The sequence below is a fragment of the Burkholderia sp. NFPP32 genome, from assembly GCF_900119325.1.
GTDB lineage: Bacteria > Pseudomonadota > Gammaproteobacteria > Burkholderiales > Burkholderiaceae > Burkholderia > Burkholderia pyrrocinia_C.
Genome location: NZ_FPJP01000004.1, coordinates 129,373 through 145,876, shown reverse-complemented (window position 1 = coordinate 145,876; position 16,504 = coordinate 129,373). Strand labels below are relative to the sequence as shown.

Here is a 16,504-nt window from a genome sequence, read left to right as displayed (position 1 = left end):
CGAATGGAAAACAAATCACATGCGTTCTGGGCCGGCCTGTTCACGATCGCGCTGACGCTCGCGATCGCGGGCACCGTGTTCTGGTTCAACGTCGACCGCACCGTGCGCGTGCCGTACGACCTGCTCGCGCGCACCAACGTGACGGGGCTGTTCCCGGACGCGGCGGTGCGCTTTCGCGGTCTCGACGTCGGCAAGGTGCAGTCGATCGGCTTCGACCGCACGCACCCGGGCCAGATCCGGATCCGGATTCTCGTCGACCACGATGCGCCGATCACGCAGTCGACCTACGGCAGCCTCGGTTTCCAGGGCGTGACGGGCATCGCGTTCGTGCAGCTCGAGGATACGGGCCGCGACCTGGCGCCGCTGCCGTCGTCGCCGAAGGCGATTGCGCAGATCCCGATGCGGCCGAGCCTGTTCGACCAGATCCAGGAGCGCGGCGACGTGCTGCTGCGGCAGCTCGAACTGGCCGCGAAAAGCGCGAACGCGCTGATGTCGCCCGAGATGCGCGAGCAGTTGCGCGCGACGGCCGAAAGCCTGCAGCATGCGGCCGATGGCGCGACGACGCTGTCGAAGCAACTCGCCCCGGCCGTTGCCGCGCTACCGGAAACGATGCACCAGGTGAACCGCACGATGGCGTCGGCGAACACGCTGCTGCAGCCGAACGGGCCGCTCGTGTCGAACCTGAACAAGGCCGGCACGGCCGCCGAGCAGGTCGGCGTCGCGCTGAACGATCTCAACGCGCGCGTGCAGTACGACACGCTGCCGCGCTTCAATGCGCTGGCCGGCAGCGTCGGCGACGCGTCGCAGCAATTGAAGGACGTCGCCGGTGAACTCGGCCGCAACCCGCGCAGTCTGTTGTTCGGTTCGCCCGGCGCGGCGCCGGGGCCCGGCGAAGCGGGCTTCGTCTGGCCGGGTGCGGCGGCCGGGAAGTGAAGCAGGCCGGAAACCCGTCGATCGCCTGGCCGGAAACGGCCGGGCAGTGACGCCCATCGAAACCGGAAACATCATGCAGGAACACGCCATGCCACGAATCCTTGAACGCGCGCTGCGTCCGGCTGCGACCGCGCTCGCCGTGCTGACGCTTGCGCTTGCGGCCGGCTGCGCCGGCAACAGCGCGGTGCTGTCGAATGTCCGCTACGACCTCGGGCCGGCTTCTCCGGTCGTGACGGCCGGTGCGGGCCCCGCGCTGAAGGTGCTCGACGTCGCCGCGCCCGACGCGCTCGATTCGGACAAGTTCGCGTACCGCCTCGCGTACGCGGATGCGCAGCACGTGGCCGTCTATCGCGACAGCCGCTGGACCGCACCGCCCGCGCAACTGCTCACGCAGCGGCTGCGCGGCGCGCTGTCGTCGCGCGGCACGGTGCTCGAAGGGTCCGACGGCGTGCGCGCGCCGACCCTCAAGGTCGACCTGAACGAATTCGAGCAGGTGTTCGACGGGCAGTCGCAAAGCCACGGCGCCGTCACCGCGCGCGCGACGCTGACGCTCGACGGCAAGGTGCTCGGCCAGCGCACGTTCGTCGCGCGTGCGCCGTCGAGCACGCCCGACGCGGCCGGCGGCGCGCGTGCGCTCGCGACGGCGAGCGACGAGCTCGTGTCGCAGATCGCCGCGTGGGTCGGCATGCAGGCGTACGCGGGCACGCCGTGACGCACGCCGCGCAGCCGCGATGAACGCGACCGGCCCGCATCGCGCATCGCCGCTCGCGCGCCAGGCCTTTGCCGCCTACGCGGCGCTCATCGTCTACGCGTCGCTGTATCCGTTCGAAGGCTGGGCGTCGCTCGGCATCGGGCCGTTCGACTACCTGTTCGCGCCGATGCAGCGCTACGTGACCGCGTTCGACGTGGTCACGAACGTGCTCGGGTATTTGCCGTTCGGCGCGCTCGGCGTGCTCGCGCTGCACCCGCGCTGGCGCGGGGTTGCCGCGACGCTGGTCGCGGGCGCGCTCGGCGTGCTGCTGTCGGGCTCGATGGAGGCGCTGCAGACCTACCTGCCGACGCGCATCGCGTCGAATCTCGATCTCGCGGCCAACGCGCTCGGCGCGCTGCTGGGCGCGGCGCTCGTCGCGCCGGCCACCGGTGCGCTGCTCGACCGCGGTGCGCTGCGCCGGCTGCGCTTCGCATGGTTCGAGGCCGATGGCGCGACGCCGCTGCTGCTGGCCGTGCTGTGGCCGTTCGCGATCCTGTTTCCGTCGCCGTTCCTGTTCGGCATCGGCGACTGGCCGGCCGCGCTGTGGGAGCGCGCCGACGCGTCGATGCAGGACACGCTGCTCGCGTGGCTGCCGGCCGCGTGGCACGTGAGCGAATGGCCCGAGCGCGTCGACGGCTGGCTGTCCGATTCCGCGTGGGAGGCCGCGCTCGGCGGGCTGATGCTGTTCGCCGTGCTGGCGATCGCGTCGCTCGCGATGCGGCCGAGTGCGCCGCGCATCCGGCTGCTGATCGCATTCGTCGCCGCGACGCTCGTGCTGAAGGCGGCCGCGACGTTCATGCAGTCGGCCACCGGCCTCGTCGTCGTGTGGGCGACGCCCGGCGCGCGGCTCGGCATCGAGCTCGGCTTCGCGGCCGCGCTCGTCGCGCTGCACGTGCCGGCGACCTGGCGCGCGACGCTGGCGGCACTCGCGCTGCTGGCCGGCGTGGCGCTCGTCAACCTGCTGCCGGTCAATCCGTTCTTCGACTTCACGCTGTCGGGCTGGCGGCAGGGCCGCTACGTGCACTTCAACAGCATCGCGCGCTGGCTCGCGTGGATCTGGCCGTACGCGGCGCTGATCTGGCTCGGCCAGCGCGTCGAGCGCGCGTGGCTGCCGGCCGCGGTGCGCCGCTGACGGTGCAGGCCGGGCAGCGCAGCCCCGGCCGCATCGCGGGCAGCGGCGCGCGCCGGTCGCTATAATCGTCCGGACCATCATCCGTTGCACCGTGCAACGGCTATCGCCCCTCTTTCCGCCCGGCATCGCGCCGGGCCGCTCGTCACCATCATGGATTCCTACTACCAGCACCACGTCTTCTTCTGCCTGAACCAGCGCGAACCGGGCGCCGAACGGCCGAGCTGCGCGCAATGCGACGCGCAGACCATGCAGGAATACGCGAAAAAGCGCGTGAAGGAACTCGGCCTGGCGGGGCCCGGCAAGGTTCGCATCAACAAGGCCGGCTGCCTCGACCGCTGCGAGGAAGGGCCCGTGATGGTCGTGTACCCGGAAGGCACGTGGTACACGTACGTCGACCAGGCCGACATCGACGAGATCGTCGAATCGCACCTGCGCGACGGCAAGGTCGTCGATCGCCTGAAGATCTGAGCGGGCCGGCCGAATGAACGTTCATACGCAGAAATCGCTGATCGCGGGCCCGGTCGGGCAGATCGAAATCGCGGTCGACCTGCCCGACGCGGTGCGCGAAGGCGGCGCCGCGCCGCGCGGCATCGCGCTCGTCGCGCATCCTCATCCGCTGTTCGGCGGCACGATGGACAACAAGGTCGCGCAGACCCTGGCGCGCACGCTCGTGCAGCTCGACTACGTCGTCTACCGGTCGAACTTCCGCGGCGTCGGCGCGACCGAAGGCGTGCACGACAACGGCACCGGCGAGGCCGACGACCTGCTCGCGGTGCTCGCGCACATGCGCGCGCAGCCCGCGTATGCGGACCTGCCGCTCGTGCTCGCGGGCTTCTCGTTCGGCACCTTCGTGCTGTCGCATGTCGCGAAGCGGCTGCGCGACACGGGCGTGCCGATCGAGCGGATGGTGTTCGTCGGCACGGCCGCAAGTCGCTGGCAGGTGGCCGACGTGCCGGAGAACACGCTCGTGATCCACGGCGAAACCGACGACACGGTGCCGATCGCGTCGGTGTACGACTGGGCGCGGCCGCAGGAGCTGCCGGTCGTCGTGATCCCCGGCGCCGAGCATTTCCTCCATCGCAAGCTGCATGTGCTGAAGCGCATCATCGTCGACGCGTGGCGCTAGCCGGCACGCGGGCGCCGGCGTAACGGCCGGCGGCTCGCGTTGCGCACCGGCACCCGCCGAATGCGCGATCGACCACACGACATCGCGCCGCACCGCGCGCGCAACCGGACTTGCACACCGCCTGCGCGCGCCTTTCGCGCGGCTTCGGGCGATTTCCCGCAGCGTGCCCGCGCTATCCTCCTGAAGCCGGTGTGCGGCCGTCCTGCGATCGTGGTGTTCGGCGCAAATCGGCACCGACGTGCTGCGCCTTCTGGCGCCGTGGCGGCGCTGCAAATTCTCGCGATGCCGCCGGATATCGCCGCGGTTTGCGCGTTGCCGCGAGCACGATTGCGCCGGCACGTCGACACCGCGTGGCACGGGACACGACACCAGGTTCGCGAAAACGCCGTTCGCGGCCACGTATAATGGCCGCATTTCGCGTCGCCCGCGGCCCGGCTGGGCGCATGCGGCGCTCGTTTCGCCGCCTGTCCGCCCGCTCGCGACGGCCGCGAACCGAACGCGTCCGCACGAGTCCAACCGGCGCGTTTCGCGTCGCCCGACGATGTCGGCGAGTGCCCGAAACGCCCGCCGCCTTGCCGTTCAACCCTGCGCGTTTCGCACCGCACTTTCTGCCATCAGCCTGAATCGATCATGCGTCTGTCTCCCCAAGGCCTCAAGTCCCTCGCTTCCTCCATCGCCTTCGGCACCGCCGCGCGCAACGTCGCGCTCGGCGTGATGCTGCCCGTCGCGCTCGCGTCGACGATCGTCGTCGCCGAGGCGAAGCCGGCCGCCAAGGCCAAGGCCGCACATGCGGCGCCGGCCGCCGCTGCCGAGCAGTTCACCGGCGCGCCCGCGGTCTACATGCCGGGCGCGGTGCCGCCGCCGGGCGTGAATGCGCGTTCGTGGGTGCTCGTCGACGCGACGAGCAACACGGTGCTCGCATCGGGCAATGCGGACGAGCGCGTCGAGCCTGCCTCGCTGACGAAGCTGATGACGGCCTACCTCGTGTTCGAGGCGCTCGACAAGAAGAAGATCTCGATGGAGCAGATCGTCACGCCGAGCGAAGCGGTGCGCCGCGTCGGCCGCGACGAGTCGCGCATGTTCATCGAGGCGAACAAGCCGGTGTCCGTGCACGACCTCGTGTACGGGATGATCATCCAGTCGGGCAACGACGCCGCGATCGCGCTGGCCGAACTCGTCGGCGGCAGCGAAGGGCAGTTCGTCACGCTGATGAACGACGAGGCGCAGCGCCTCGGCATGAAGGGCACGCACTTCGCCGACGTGAACGGCATGCCCGACCCGAACCACTACACGACGGCCGGCGACCTCGCGAAGCTGTCCGCGCACCTGATCCGCGATTTTCCGCAGTACTACGGCATCTTCTCGGAGAAGGAATTCAAGTACAACAACATCCGCCAGGGCAACCGCAACCGTCTGCTGTGGCTCGACCCGACGGTCGACGGCCTGAAGACGGGCCATACGCAGGCAGCCGGCTACTGCCTGATCGCGTCGGCCAAGCGCGCGATTCCGGGCGTCGACGGCCAGCGCCGCCTGGTGTCGGTGATGATGGGCGAGCAGAAGGAAGGCGAGCGCACGCAGGACAGCATGAAGATGCTGAACTACGGCTACAGCGCGTTCGATTCGGTGCGCCTGTTCAAGGGCGGCCAGGCGATCTCGACGCCGCGCATCTACAAGGGCAAGGCGAACACCGTGCAGGTCGGCGTGAAGGGCGACCAGTGGGCGACCGTGCCGCGCGGCCTCGGCGACAAGGTCAAGACGGAAGTCGACGTCAACGCGCCGCTGATCGCGCCGCTCGCGGAAGGCCAGCAGGTCGGCACCGTGAAGATCGTCGCCGACGGCAAGACGCTGTCCGAATTCCCGGTCGTCGCGCTGCAGGCCGTGCCGGAAGCCGGTATCTTCGGCCGTATCTGGGACTCGATCCTGCTGATGTTCAGCAAGAAGAAGTAAGCACGACGGGCCTTTGTTTTTACGACTTCATCCCCATCTGTCATCACCATGAGCCAAGCCGAATTCGAACCGATCGTCTACCTCAGCGTCTCGTCGCAGGAGGAACTGGTGCCGCTGTCCGAAGCCCGTGTTCCGGTGCTCGACCGCGGGTTCATCTTTGGCGACGGCGTGTATGAAGTCGTCCCCGTTTATGCGCACGACGGCGCGCACGTGCCGTTCCGGATCGAGCAGCATCTGGAGCGGCTCGCGCGCAGCCTGAAGAAGATCGGCATCGACAATCCGCACGACGCCGCCGGCTGGCGCGCGCTGATCGAGCGCATCGTCGCGGCGAATGCCGAAGGCCTCGGCGACGGCAACGCGCTCGTCTACCTGCAGGTGACGCGCGGCGTCGCGAAGCGCGGCCATGCGTTCCCGGCGAATGCGGTGCCGACGGTGTTCGCGATGACGAGCCCGCTGCGCCTGCCGTCGGAAGAGGAGCGCGCGAAGGGCGTGCGTTGCGTGACGGCCGAGGATCGCCGCTGGCTGCATTGCGACATCAAGTCGATCTCGCTGCTCGGCAACGTGCTGATGGCGCAGCATGCGGCCGAACGCGACGCGTTCGAGACACTGCAGTTGCGCGACGGCTACCTGACCGAAGGCTCGTCGTCGAACGTATGGATCGTGAAGAACGGCGAGCTGATCGCGCCGCCGCGCAGCAACAAGATCCTCGAGGGGATCCGCTACGCGCTGGTCGAGCAGCTGGCCGACGAATGCGGCATTCCGTTCACCGCGCGCGAGATCGGCGAAGTGGAGTTGCGCGCGGCCGACGAGATCATGATCACGTCGGCCACGAAGGAAGTACTGCCCGTCACGTCGCTCGACGATCTGCCCGTGCAGGGCGGCAAGCCGGGCCCCGTGTTCGCGGCGCTGTACGACGCGTACCAGCGTGCGAAGGCACGCGAGTTTGAACAGTTTGACCTAACCCGGAGAAAATGATGAGCGAACCGACCAAAACCGTCGAGGTCACCGGCGCGATCGAGACCCGGAAGGAGTCGCTGCTGGAGTTCCCGTGCGATTTCCCGATCAAGATCATGGGCAAGGCGCACCCCGAGTTCAAGGACACGATCTTCAAGGTCGTCGCCGTTCACGACAACGAGATCGATGTCGAGAAGATCGAGGAGCGCGCGTCGAGCGGCGGCAATTACACGGGCCTCACGATCACCGTGCGCGCAACGAGCCAGGAACAGCTCGACAACATCTACCGCGCACTGACTGGCCATCCGATGGTCAAGGTCGTACTCTAAGCGCCTTCCATCCTCCTTCCCGCGCGCACTCGGCGGGGGTCTTCCCCGCCGCGCGCCGCGCGTCCAGCTCGTCGCACAGCCGCTTGTATTCGGCGACTTCCTCGAGCAGCCAGGTCCTGAACGCCTGCACGCGCGGCGTGTTCAGCAGCGGCGGCGGACACACGAAAAAATAGTGCCACGGGCTCGGCCCGTCGATGTCGAACAGGCGCACGATGCGCCCGTCCAGCAAGTCGTGCACCGCGAGCGAGCGGCGCACCAGCGCGATGCCCTGGCCGTCGATCGCGGCCAGCAGCAGGTTCGACGAATCCTGGTACAGGATCCCGCGTTTCGGCTCGGTCAGCGTCTTGAGCCCCGCCGCGTCGAACCATGGCCGCCACAGCTCGTCGTCCGAGCGCAGCAGGGTGTAGTGCACGAGATCGGCAGGGGTTTGCGGCAGCTTGCCGCCGTTCAGCGTCGGCGAACATGCGGGAAAGAACACCTCGTCGAACAGCGGCTCGACATGCAGCCCCGGATAGTTACCTTGACCGAAGCGGATCGCGATGTCGACGTCGTCGCGCGCGAAATCGGTCAGCGAGTTGGTCGACTGCAGCTCGACGTCGATTTCCGGATGCCGCTCGATGAACGTACCGATGCGCGGCGTGATGAAGCGCGCGGCGAACGACGTCAGCATCGACACCACCAGCCGCCGGTCGCGGTCGCTCGCGCGCACGTCGCGCGTCGCGTCGGCGATCACCATCAGCGCGGTGCGGATCTGCTGCGCGTAGCGCATGCCGGCGTCGGTCAGGCACAGCCGCTTGCCGTTGCGCGTGAAAAGCTGCACGCCGAGCTCCTCCTCGAGCGCGCGCACCTGGTGGCTGACCGCGCCGTGCGTGACGTACAGCTCGTCGGCGGCGCGCGAGAAATTCTCGTGACGGGCGGCGGCTTCGAACGCGCGAATCGCGTTCAATGCAGGCAGCTGGCGGAGGTCCATTTGCTAATTTTCCTCACATCGACGTGAAAATTGGTCGTTTTGTCGGACGCCTTGAAGTGACTACGATTGTAGCCATCGAAGCACTTATTGGCGGAGTCGATCATGCAAGAAATTTCCTCAAGCATCACGTTCGAAATCCCCGTGGGCGAAACCGTGCCGATGAAGGTGCAACGCAGCACGCGGCTGATCGTCCAGTGCGGGCCGGTCTGGGCCACGCGCAGCAACGACGTCGACGACTACTTCCTGGTCGATGGCGAGACGCTGAAGCTGCGCCGCGGCGAGCGGCTGTGGCTCAGCGCGGAAGGCCGAGAGGGTGCGTGCGTCGCGTTCTCGGTGTCGCGGCCGCCCAGGGAAGTCGCGCTCGGCGGGCTGGCACGGCTGCGCGAACGCGTCGCCGCGCTGTTCCACGACGGATGGCGCACGGTTTGACCGCCATTTCCTCCGACGGATACTGACCATCCGTCCCTTTCCCCGGCCGGCGAGACCCATGGGTTTTCGGTAAACTACCGCCCATGTCCGTTTCGCCGGTTTCCATCGTGTCCACGCCTGTCGCCGCTTCCGCATCGCCCGCCGAGTCGCCGGTTCAGCCGGATCACCCGGTCACCGTGCGCTGGCGGGGCGTCGAGGCCTACGAGACGAGCTTCGACGCGATGCGCGCGTTCACCGACACGCGCACGGCCGACACCGGCGACGAGATCTGGCTGGTCGAGCATCCCCCCGTCTACACGCTCGGCCAGGCGGGCGACCCGGCCCACCTGCTGGTGGCCGACAGCGGCGTGCCGCTCGTGAAGGTCGACCGCGGCGGGCAAATCACTTATCACGGCCCCGGCCAGATCGTCGTCTACCTGCTGCTGGACTTGCGCCGGCGCAAGCTGATGGTGCGCACGCTCGTGACGAAGATCGAGGAGGCCGTGATCGAAACCCTCGCGGCGTATAATCTCGCTTCGGTCCGCAAGGCGGGCGCGCCGGGGATCTACGTGGCATCCGGCGTGCACGAAGGCGCGAAAATCGCGGCCCTCGGCCTGAAGATCCGCAACGGCTGCAGCTATCACGGGCTGAGCCTGAACGTGAAGATGGATCTGCGCCCGTTTCTTGCGATCAACCCGTGCGGCTATGCCGGACTGGAAACCGTCGACATGGCGAGCCTCGAGGTTGCCGCCGACTGGAACGACGTCGCCCACACGCTGGTGCGCCGTCTGATCGCCAACCTCGACGGCGCATCCGCGGCCGCCGACAAGCCGCAGGCACTGGAACAATCGAATGACTGACGTTACCGCTTCTCCCGCACCGGCCGATTCGGCCGCGACCACTGCCTACGATCCGACTGCCAAGCAGAAGGCGCAGGCGAAGACGGCGCGCATCCCGATCAAGGTCATTCCGATCGAGAAGCTGAAGAAGCCCGAGTGGATCCGCGTGAAGGCGGCCACCGGCAGTTCGCGCTTCAACGAGATCAAGACGATCCTGCGCGAGCACAACCTGCATACCGTGTGCGAGGAAGCGAGCTGCCCGAACATCGGCGAATGCTTCGGCAAGGGCACTGCGACGTTCATGATCATGGGCGACAAGTGCACGCGCCGCTGCCCGTTCTGCGACGTCGGCCACGGCCGTCCCGATCCGCTCGACACCGACGAGCCGAAGAACCTCGCGCGCACGATCGCCGCGCTGAAGCTCAAGTACGTGGTGATCACGAGCGTCGACCGCGACGACCTGCGCGACGGCGGCGCCGCCCACTTCGTCGAGTGCATCCGCGAAGTGCGCGAGCAGTCGCCGGAAACGCGCATCGAGATCCTGACGCCGGACTTCCGCGGCCGTCTCGACCGCGCGATCTCGATCCTGAACGCCGCGCCGCCCGACGTGATGAACCACAACCTCGAAACGGTGCCGCGCCTGTACAAGGAAGCGCGCCCGGGTTCGGACTACGCGCACTCGCTGAAGCTCCTGAAGGACTTCAAGGCGCTGCATCCGGACGTCGCGACGAAGTCGGGCCTGATGGTCGGCCTCGGCGAGACCGAAGAGGAAATCCTGCAGGTGATGCGCGACCTGCGTGCGCACGACGTCGACATGCTGACGATCGGCCAGTACCTGCAGCCGTCCGAGCACCACCTGCCGGTGCGGGCGTACGTGCATCCGGATACGTTCAAGATGTACGAGGAAGAGGCATACAAGATGGGCTTCACGCACGCGGCCGTCGGCGCGATGGTGCGTTCGAGCTATCACGCCGATCTGCAGGCGCATGGGGCCGGCGTGGTCTGAGCGCCGCGTTAGCGTTACCGCAGCCTTCACGCAGTCGAAAAAGCCCGCAGCGATGCGGGCTTTTTTGCTGGTGCGGCTGCGATCCCCGCATTCGCACGGCAATCGCCGTCCGACCGGACGCACGATCCAATTCAGCGTGGGAAGCAAAGCTGAAACGGCATCGATAGCTTCGCAGGATAAGTTCGCTCCCGCCGCGCGCAAAGCTCCTATAGTCGGCTCTCCCGCAGCAATGCCCGCATTCCGAAGGAGAGCCGCATGTCCCGTTTCAGCTTCATCCGCCGCGCCGTCGTCGCGCTGACCGCCTTTGCCGCGCTCGGCGCGGCGCACGCCGAATCGCGCGAAGTCGTGATCGCGTACCAGGACATGGTCGTGCCGTGGCGCTACGCGCAGGCGAGCGGTGAAGTCGAAAAGGCGACCGGCTACAAGGTAACGTTCCGCAAGCTCGACAGCGGCGCCGACGTGATCCGCGCGCTCGCGTCGGGCTCCGTGCAGCTCGGCGAAGCCGGGTCGAGCCCGATCGCGGCCGGGCTATCGCAGGGGCTCGACATTTCGCTGTTCTGGGTACTCGACAACATCAACGACGCCGAGGCGCTCGTCGCGCGCAATGGCTCGGGCGTCACCAACATCGCGGCGCTGAAGGGCAGGAAGATCGGCGTGCCGTTCGTGTCGACGTCGCATTTCCATACGCTCGTCGCGCTGCAGGCCGCGGGCGTCAATCCGAACGACGTGAAGATCGTCAACCTGCGTCCGCCCGAAGTCGCGGCCGCGTGGGCGCGCGGCGACATCGACGCGACCTATATCTGGGATCCCGTGCTGGCGAAGGTCAAGCAGTCGGGCACCGTGCTGACGACGTCGGGCCAGGTTGCGAAAGAAAGCGGCAAGGCCACCTTCGACGGCTTCGTCGTGAGCCGCAAGTTCGCGCGCGAGAACCCCGAGTTCGTCACGCGCTTCGTGAAGGTGCTCGCCGCCGCCGATGCCGATTACCGTGTGCATGCGGCCGCGTGGAAGGCCGGGTCGCCGCAGGTCGCGGCGGTGGCGAAGGTATCGGGCGCGAACGTGCAGGACGTGCCGGCCAGCCTCGCGCTCTACGCATTCCCGACGGCGGCCGAGCAGGCGTCGCCGACGTGGCTCGGCGGCGGTGCGCAATCGGGCGCCGCGAAGTCGCTCGCCGCCACGGCCACGTTCCTCAAATCGCAGGGCACGATCCAGACGGTGCTGTCCGACTATTCGGCCGGCGTCGATCCGCAGTTCGTGCAGAAGGCCGCGCGCTGAGCGCGGCCACGCAGCGCATCGCGGAGCATCGCTCATGAGCACGCTGGAAGTTCGTCAGGTATCGGTTGCCTATCCGGGCGAGCGCGGTCGGCCGACGACGCAGGCGCTCGCGCGCGTCGACCTGCGCATCGATGCCGGTGAGTTCGTCGTCGCGCTCGGTGCGTCCGGGTGCGGAAAGACGACGCTGCTGAACTGCATGGCCGGCTTCGTCGCGCCGACGACCGGCGACGTGCGCGTCGACGGCGTGCCGGTCACGGGCCCTGGTGCCGATCGTGGCGTCGTGTTCCAGAAATACGCGCTGTTGCCGTGGCTCGACGTGCTCGACAACGTCGCGCTCGGGCTGCGTTTCGCGCGCGTGCCGAAGGCCGAACGCGAAGCGCGCGCGCGCGAGATGCTCGCGCTGGTCGGGCTCGACAAGCATGCGCATGCGCGTGTGTACGAGCTGTCGGGCGGGATGCAGCAGCGTGTCGGCATCGCGCGTGCGCTCGCGAGCGACCCGCGCGTGCTGCTGATGGACGAGCCGATGGGCGCGCTCGACGCGATGACGCGAGGCACGATGCAGGCGCTCGTGCTCGACGTGTGGGCGCGCACCGGCAAGACGGTGTTCTTCATCACGCACGACGTCGAGGAGGCGCTGTTCCTCGCGACGCGTCTCGTCGTGATGACGCCGGGCCCCGGCCGGATCGCCGAAACCTTCGAGTTGCCGTTCGCGCGTCGCTACGTCGAATCGCGCGATGCGCGCGCGGTGAAGTCGTCGCCCGATTTCATCGGATGGCGCGAGCGTCTGATCGCATATCTGCATCGCGACGAAGCCGTCGGGGAAGCCGCGTGACGCGCGAGCTCGCGCGGCAGGGCGTGGCCGTCGGGCGCGGCCGGAACAGTATTTTGCACAGGCAGGACAGCATGAGCACGCAGGATTCGTGGACGGCCGATCGCACGGCCGCGAGTTTCGAGCAGGACGAACACACGACGCGGCGACCCGCGGCGGCGCGCCCGACGCGCGCGTCGCGCCGTTACCGCTTGCCGGGGCAGGGAAAGACCGCAGGGCTGAGCGCGGCGACGGTCGCTGCGCTGGCCGTGCTGTGGTGGGTCGCGACGCATCGGCAGTGGCTGCCGCCGTTGTTCCTGCCCGCGCCGGACGCCGTATGGACGGCCTTCGTCGACGCGTGGCACGGCCGCATCCAGGGCGGCCTGCCGCTGTCCGAACATCTGCTGTGGAGCACTGCGCGCGTGTTCGGCGCATTCCTGCTCGCGACCGCGATCGGCGTGCCGGCCGGCATCATGATGGGCGTGAGCCGCGTCGCGCGCGGCGTGCTCGATCCGCTGCTGGAGTTCTACCGGCCGCTGCCGCCGCTCGCGTACCTGCCGCTCGTCGTGATCTGGTTCGGCATCGACGAAACGGCGAAGCTCGTCGTGATCTTCCTCGCGTGCTTCGCGCCGATCGCGATGGCCGCGCGCGCCGGCGTGCGCGCGGCGACGGTCGAGCAGATCAACGCCGCGTATTCGCTCGGCGGCAGCTTCACGCAGATCGTGCGGCACGTGGTGCTGCCGGCCGCGCTGCCGGAGATTCTCACCGGGCTGCGGATCGCGATCGGCTTCGGCTGGACGACGCTCGTCGCGGCCGAGATGGTCGCCGCGACGGCCGGGCTCGGGCAGATGGTGCTCAACGCATCGAGCTTCCTGCGCACCGACATCGTCGTGATGGGGATTCTGATCATCGGCGCGATCGCGTGGCTGTTCGATCTCGCGATGAGGTGGGTCGAGCGGCGGGTGGTGCCGTGGAAGGGGAGAGGCTGAACGGGCGCGGAGATTGTCCTCGCGTTCCTCGATCCGATCGCGTTGCCGACTGCAGCCTGGCTCGGCGCAGGCTGCGCGTGGCGGCCCGAATGCTGCCCGCCCCGACCAGCCGCAGCCGTGCCTTCGGTGGCTGGTCCGCCATTCCTCCGTATAAAACGAACTCGTGGGCGGCAACTGCTGGCTGTCACGCCCAAAAACAAATTGTCTGTCGGTGCGCGCCAATTCTTCATAAGATACTTTTATCTCAAGCAAAGAAGGCGCAGTGCAGCGCATCGAGGAGACAATACGGATGGACAAGGAACTGTGGCGCCTGAGCGCAACGGAGGTCGTGGCAAACCTGACGCAACGCGAATGCTTGGCCCAGGAGGTCGTCGCGAGCTGTCTCGAGCGGCTCGATGCGGTCAATCCGCAGACCAACGCGGTCGTCGACGTGCTTGCCGACGACGCGATGCGCGCCGCGGCTGACGCGGACGCGCGGATCGCCCGAGGGGCGCGGGTCGGCCCGCTGCACGGCGTGCCGGTAACGGTGAAGGTCAATGTCGACATGACCGGGCGTGCGACGAGCAATGGCGTCGCCGCCTATCGCGACGTCGTGGCGGTCGCCGACAGCCCGGTCGTTGCGAATCTGCGCAAGGCAGGCGCGATCATCATCGGCCGTACCAATACGCCCGCGTTTTCGCTGCGCTGGTTTACCGACAACGAGCTGTACGGCCGGACGCTGAATCCGTGGGTGCCCGGCCTGACATCCGGCGGATCGAGCGGCGGCGCGGCTGTCGCGGTGGCGACCGGCGTGGGCGCGATCGCGCACGGCAATGATCTGGGCGGCTCGATTCGATATCCGGCGTATGCGTGCGGCGTTGCGGGATTGCGCCCGAGCCAGGGGCGCGTGCCCGCGTTCAATCCGAGTCAGGCGCACGAGCGGACTCCGGCCGTTCAGCTTGCGTCGGTGCAGGGGCCGCTTGCACGCACGGTGGCCGATCTGCGTCTCGCGCTGCGGGCGCTCGCTGCGCCGGATCTCAACGATCCGTGGTGGGTGCCGGCGCCGTTGAGTGTCGACGCGGGGCCGACGCGCGTCGCGTTGTGCCGGCAGATGGACGGCATCGAGGCCGATCCTGCGGTGCTCGACGCGCTCGATTTTGCCGCCGGCTGCCTCGATGCGGCAGGCTATTCCGTCGTGCACGCGACGCCGCCGGCGCTACGGGAAGCGGCCGATCTGTGGCTCGCGTTGACGACGGCCGAAATGGAGGCCGGCATGGGCGGTGCGATCGACACCTACGGCGACGACGCGGTCCGGGCCGCTTGCGCGAGCATGATGCATCTCGCGAAGCCGCTCGACACGGTCGGCTACATGAACGCGCTGTCGCGGCGATCGTCGGTGCTGCGCCATTGGCAGATTTTTTTCGCCCGTCATCCATTGCTGCTGATGCCGGTGTCCTGGCAGCGCCCGTTCCCGATCGATGCGGACCGCCGCGGAGACGACGCGATGCGGCGCATTCTGGATGCGCAAAGCCCGATGCTCGCCACCGCGATTCTCGGCCTGCCGGGCCTGTCCGTGCCGGTCGGCGCGGTGGATGGGCTGCCGGTCGGCGTGCAACTGGTGGCCGGGCGCTTTCAGGAGGGCCGTTGCCTTGCGGCGGGCGAGGTGATCGAGGCGCGTTGCGGTGTGACGACGCCGATCGATCCGCGACGCGGTCCGTTGCACTGAACGGTGCTTCGCGCAGGCAGGCGCTGCCGATCGGCATGCGACATCGCCGAGCGCGGCCGCTTGCTCGAGCGGCGGATCGTGCCGTGGAAGGGGCGAGGGTAGGGGCGGCACGGCGCGCGGGTGGTGTACGCCGGGTGTATGGCGCGGCGCGTGACGGTAATGAGCGTACAGGGTCGCGAAGGGAAGAGGCCGGGTTTCGTGTCGATCGAAACTCGGCCCGTTCTGGATGATGCTGTCGGCAATGCCGCGACGGCTTACCAGCGATAGCCGGCGCCGGCGCCGACTGCCACGGTGCCTCGTGTATTGGTCGACCCGGACGCCTTGACGACCCAGCGGCCGTTGCGGGTGGCGGTCGACAGACCGAACGCGACGGCCGACTGACCGCTGTACGTGCCGCCGGCAATCGATACCATGCTTTCGCCCGCCAGCGACGCCTGCGGCAGGTTCGCGATCGCGACGGCGGATGCGATGCCGCCGCTTGCGTCGCGCCGGTAGTGATCGATGTCGGATCGAACGCTGCCGATCTGGTCGTTCAACTGCTGCACGTTCACGGCATCGGTCGGCGCGGTGCCGGCCTTGACGTTGGTGATCTGTCGTTCGTGGCCGGGCGAGCCGACGGAGACCGAGTCGTCGCGATCGGCGACGGAGTTTGCGCCGAGCGCGACCGAATTATTGCCCGATGCCGTCGCATTGTTCCCGAGCGCGACGCCGCCATTGCCGGATGCGTTCGAGTTCTGGCCGAGCGCCATCGAATCCGATCCGGTCGCTCCGGAGCCGTCGCCGAGCTGGGCCAGCTGGCTGCCATGCTCGCCCGTCGACGGGTTGGCGCCGGTGCCGTTCTGCTCGACATTCGTCACGCGAGAATTCAGTGAATCGACGCTGCTCTGGAATTTCTGCTCCATCGCAAAGAGTTGCCCGCCGTTGACGGCCTGCATGCTGCCCGCCGCGATTGCGCCTCCCTTGACGTTGTCGAGCAAGGTACCGCCCACACCGCCGAGCGTCGCGCTACCGAGCGTCAGGTCGTCGTACACGATCGCGCCGAGCGGCTTGCCGTTCGGGTCGATCAGGCCGGCCGCCTTGAGCTGCGCGACCGTCACGGCGTCGGTGTCGCCAGTGCCGTTCGACAGGCCGGTCAGCGTGCGCGTGCCGTTCGCGCCGGCGACGCTGACGGACGAGGCCGGTCGTGCCGTTGTCGAGCTGCGCACCGAGATCGTCGACGTCGGTGCGGATCGACTTGACGTCGGTTTCGACCGTTGAGACGCGGCCGTCGATCGTCGTGACGCGGCCGTCGAGATTCGTCAGCGCATTGCCGATGTTGTTGAACGATTTCCCGTC

General features: G+C 68.3%; 17 protein-coding genes. 15 read left to right on the top strand and 2 right to left on the bottom strand.

The window, feature by feature from the left end; all coding sequences use genetic code 11:
* Positions 1-3 precede the first annotated feature (3 nt).
* From BT264_RS09990 to BT264_RS09955, 8 genes are all read left to right on the top strand, one after another.
* Positions 4-933, top strand: coding sequence for an MlaD family protein (locus tag BT264_RS09990; protein WP_072437317.1), 930 nt, complete (start codon positions 4-6; stop codon positions 931-933).
* An 88-nt stretch (positions 934-1,021) separates the two neighbouring features.
* The gene (locus BT264_RS09985) at positions 1,022-1,645 is read left to right on the top strand and encodes an ABC-type transport auxiliary lipoprotein family protein (protein ID WP_072437657.1); all 624 of its coding nucleotides are present in this window, start codon (positions 1,022-1,024) and stop codon (positions 1,643-1,645) included.
* A gap of 19 nt (positions 1,646-1,664) precedes the next feature.
* Positions 1,665-2,816, top strand: coding sequence for a VanZ family protein (locus tag BT264_RS09980; RefSeq protein WP_072437316.1), 1,152 nt, complete (start codon positions 1,665-1,667; stop codon positions 2,814-2,816).
* Between the two features lie 150 nt (positions 2,817-2,966).
* Complete coding sequence (locus BT264_RS09975; RefSeq protein ID WP_011694422.1) at positions 2,967-3,284, top strand: (2Fe-2S) ferredoxin domain-containing protein; 318 nt, start codon at positions 2,967-2,969, stop codon at positions 3,282-3,284.
* Positions 3,285-3,297: 13 nt separating this feature from the next.
* Positions 3,298-3,942, top strand: a complete 645-nt coding sequence (locus tag BT264_RS09970) for an alpha/beta hydrolase (protein ID WP_072437315.1) — start codon at positions 3,298-3,300, stop codon at positions 3,940-3,942.
* 630 nt (positions 3,943-4,572) lie between these two features.
* The gene (locus BT264_RS09965) at positions 4,573-5,889 is read left to right on the top strand and encodes a D-alanyl-D-alanine carboxypeptidase family protein (protein ID WP_072437314.1); all 1,317 of its coding nucleotides are present in this window, start codon (positions 4,573-4,575) and stop codon (positions 5,887-5,889) included.
* A gap of 48 nt (positions 5,890-5,937) precedes the next feature.
* Positions 5,938-6,864, top strand: coding sequence for a D-amino acid aminotransferase (locus tag BT264_RS09960; RefSeq protein ID WP_072437313.1), 927 nt, complete (start codon positions 5,938-5,940; stop codon positions 6,862-6,864).
* Complete coding sequence (locus tag BT264_RS09955) at positions 6,864-7,172, top strand: HP0495 family protein (protein WP_011546305.1); 309 nt, start codon at positions 6,864-6,866, stop codon at positions 7,170-7,172. The genes BT264_RS09960 and BT264_RS09955 overlap by 1 nt, the downstream gene beginning before the upstream one ends.
* On the opposite strand, the gene BT264_RS09950 is transcribed toward BT264_RS09955, so the two are convergent.
* A complete protein-coding gene (locus BT264_RS09950; RefSeq protein ID WP_072437312.1) occupies positions 7,156-8,142 on the bottom strand; it encodes a transcriptional regulator GcvA in 987 nt (328 codons plus the stop codon). The genes BT264_RS09955 and BT264_RS09950 overlap by 17 nt on opposite strands.
* A 102-nt stretch (positions 8,143-8,244) precedes the next feature.
* Here BT264_RS09950 and BT264_RS09945 point away from each other — a divergent pair, with 102 nt between their 5' ends.
* The 7 genes from BT264_RS09945 (at position 8,245) to BT264_RS09915 (ending at position 15,169) form a co-directional block, all read left to right on the top strand.
* Positions 8,245-8,571 carry a DUF2917 domain-containing protein gene (locus tag BT264_RS09945; protein WP_072437656.1) on the top strand — a complete coding sequence of 109 codons (327 nt, stop codon included), beginning with the start codon at positions 8,245-8,247 and terminating at the stop codon, positions 8,569-8,571.
* An 83-nt stretch (positions 8,572-8,654) separates the two neighbouring features.
* On the top strand, positions 8,655-9,410 hold the full coding sequence (lipB, locus tag BT264_RS09940) for a lipoyl(octanoyl) transferase LipB (protein WP_072437311.1): 756 nt from the start codon (positions 8,655-8,657) through the stop codon (positions 9,408-9,410).
* Entirely contained in the window at positions 9,403-10,395 is a 993-nt protein-coding gene (gene lipA, locus BT264_RS09935) for a lipoyl synthase (RefSeq protein ID WP_072437310.1), read from the top strand. Before lipB ends, lipA begins: the two co-directional genes overlap by 8 nt.
* Positions 10,396-10,650: 255 nt before the next feature.
* Positions 10,651-11,667: a taurine ABC transporter substrate-binding protein gene (tauA, locus tag BT264_RS09930; RefSeq protein ID WP_072437309.1), complete on the top strand. Its 1,017-nt coding sequence runs from the start codon at positions 10,651-10,653 to the stop codon at positions 11,665-11,667.
* A 34-nt stretch (positions 11,668-11,701) separates the two neighbouring features.
* Positions 11,702-12,499, top strand: coding sequence for a taurine ABC transporter ATP-binding protein (locus BT264_RS09925; protein WP_072437308.1), 798 nt, complete (start codon positions 11,702-11,704; stop codon positions 12,497-12,499).
* Positions 12,439-13,464 (top strand): ABC transporter permease subunit, encoded by a 1,026-nt coding sequence (locus tag BT264_RS09920; protein WP_256260605.1) that lies wholly within the window; start codon positions 12,439-12,441, stop codon positions 13,462-13,464. The genes BT264_RS09925 and BT264_RS09920 overlap by 61 nt, the downstream gene beginning before the upstream one ends.
* 289 nt (positions 13,465-13,753) lie before the next feature.
* Positions 13,754-15,169: an amidase family protein gene (locus BT264_RS09915; protein ID WP_083533967.1), complete on the top strand. Its 1,416-nt coding sequence runs from the start codon at positions 13,754-13,756 to the stop codon at positions 15,167-15,169.
* Positions 15,170-15,423: 254 nt separating this feature from the next.
* On the opposite strand, the gene BT264_RS39850 is transcribed toward BT264_RS09915, so the two are convergent.
* Positions 15,424-16,374: a YadA family autotransporter adhesin gene (locus BT264_RS39850; protein WP_256260604.1), complete on the bottom strand. Its 951-nt coding sequence runs from the start codon at positions 16,372-16,374 to the stop codon at positions 15,424-15,426.
* Positions 16,375-16,504 lie beyond the last annotated feature (130 nt).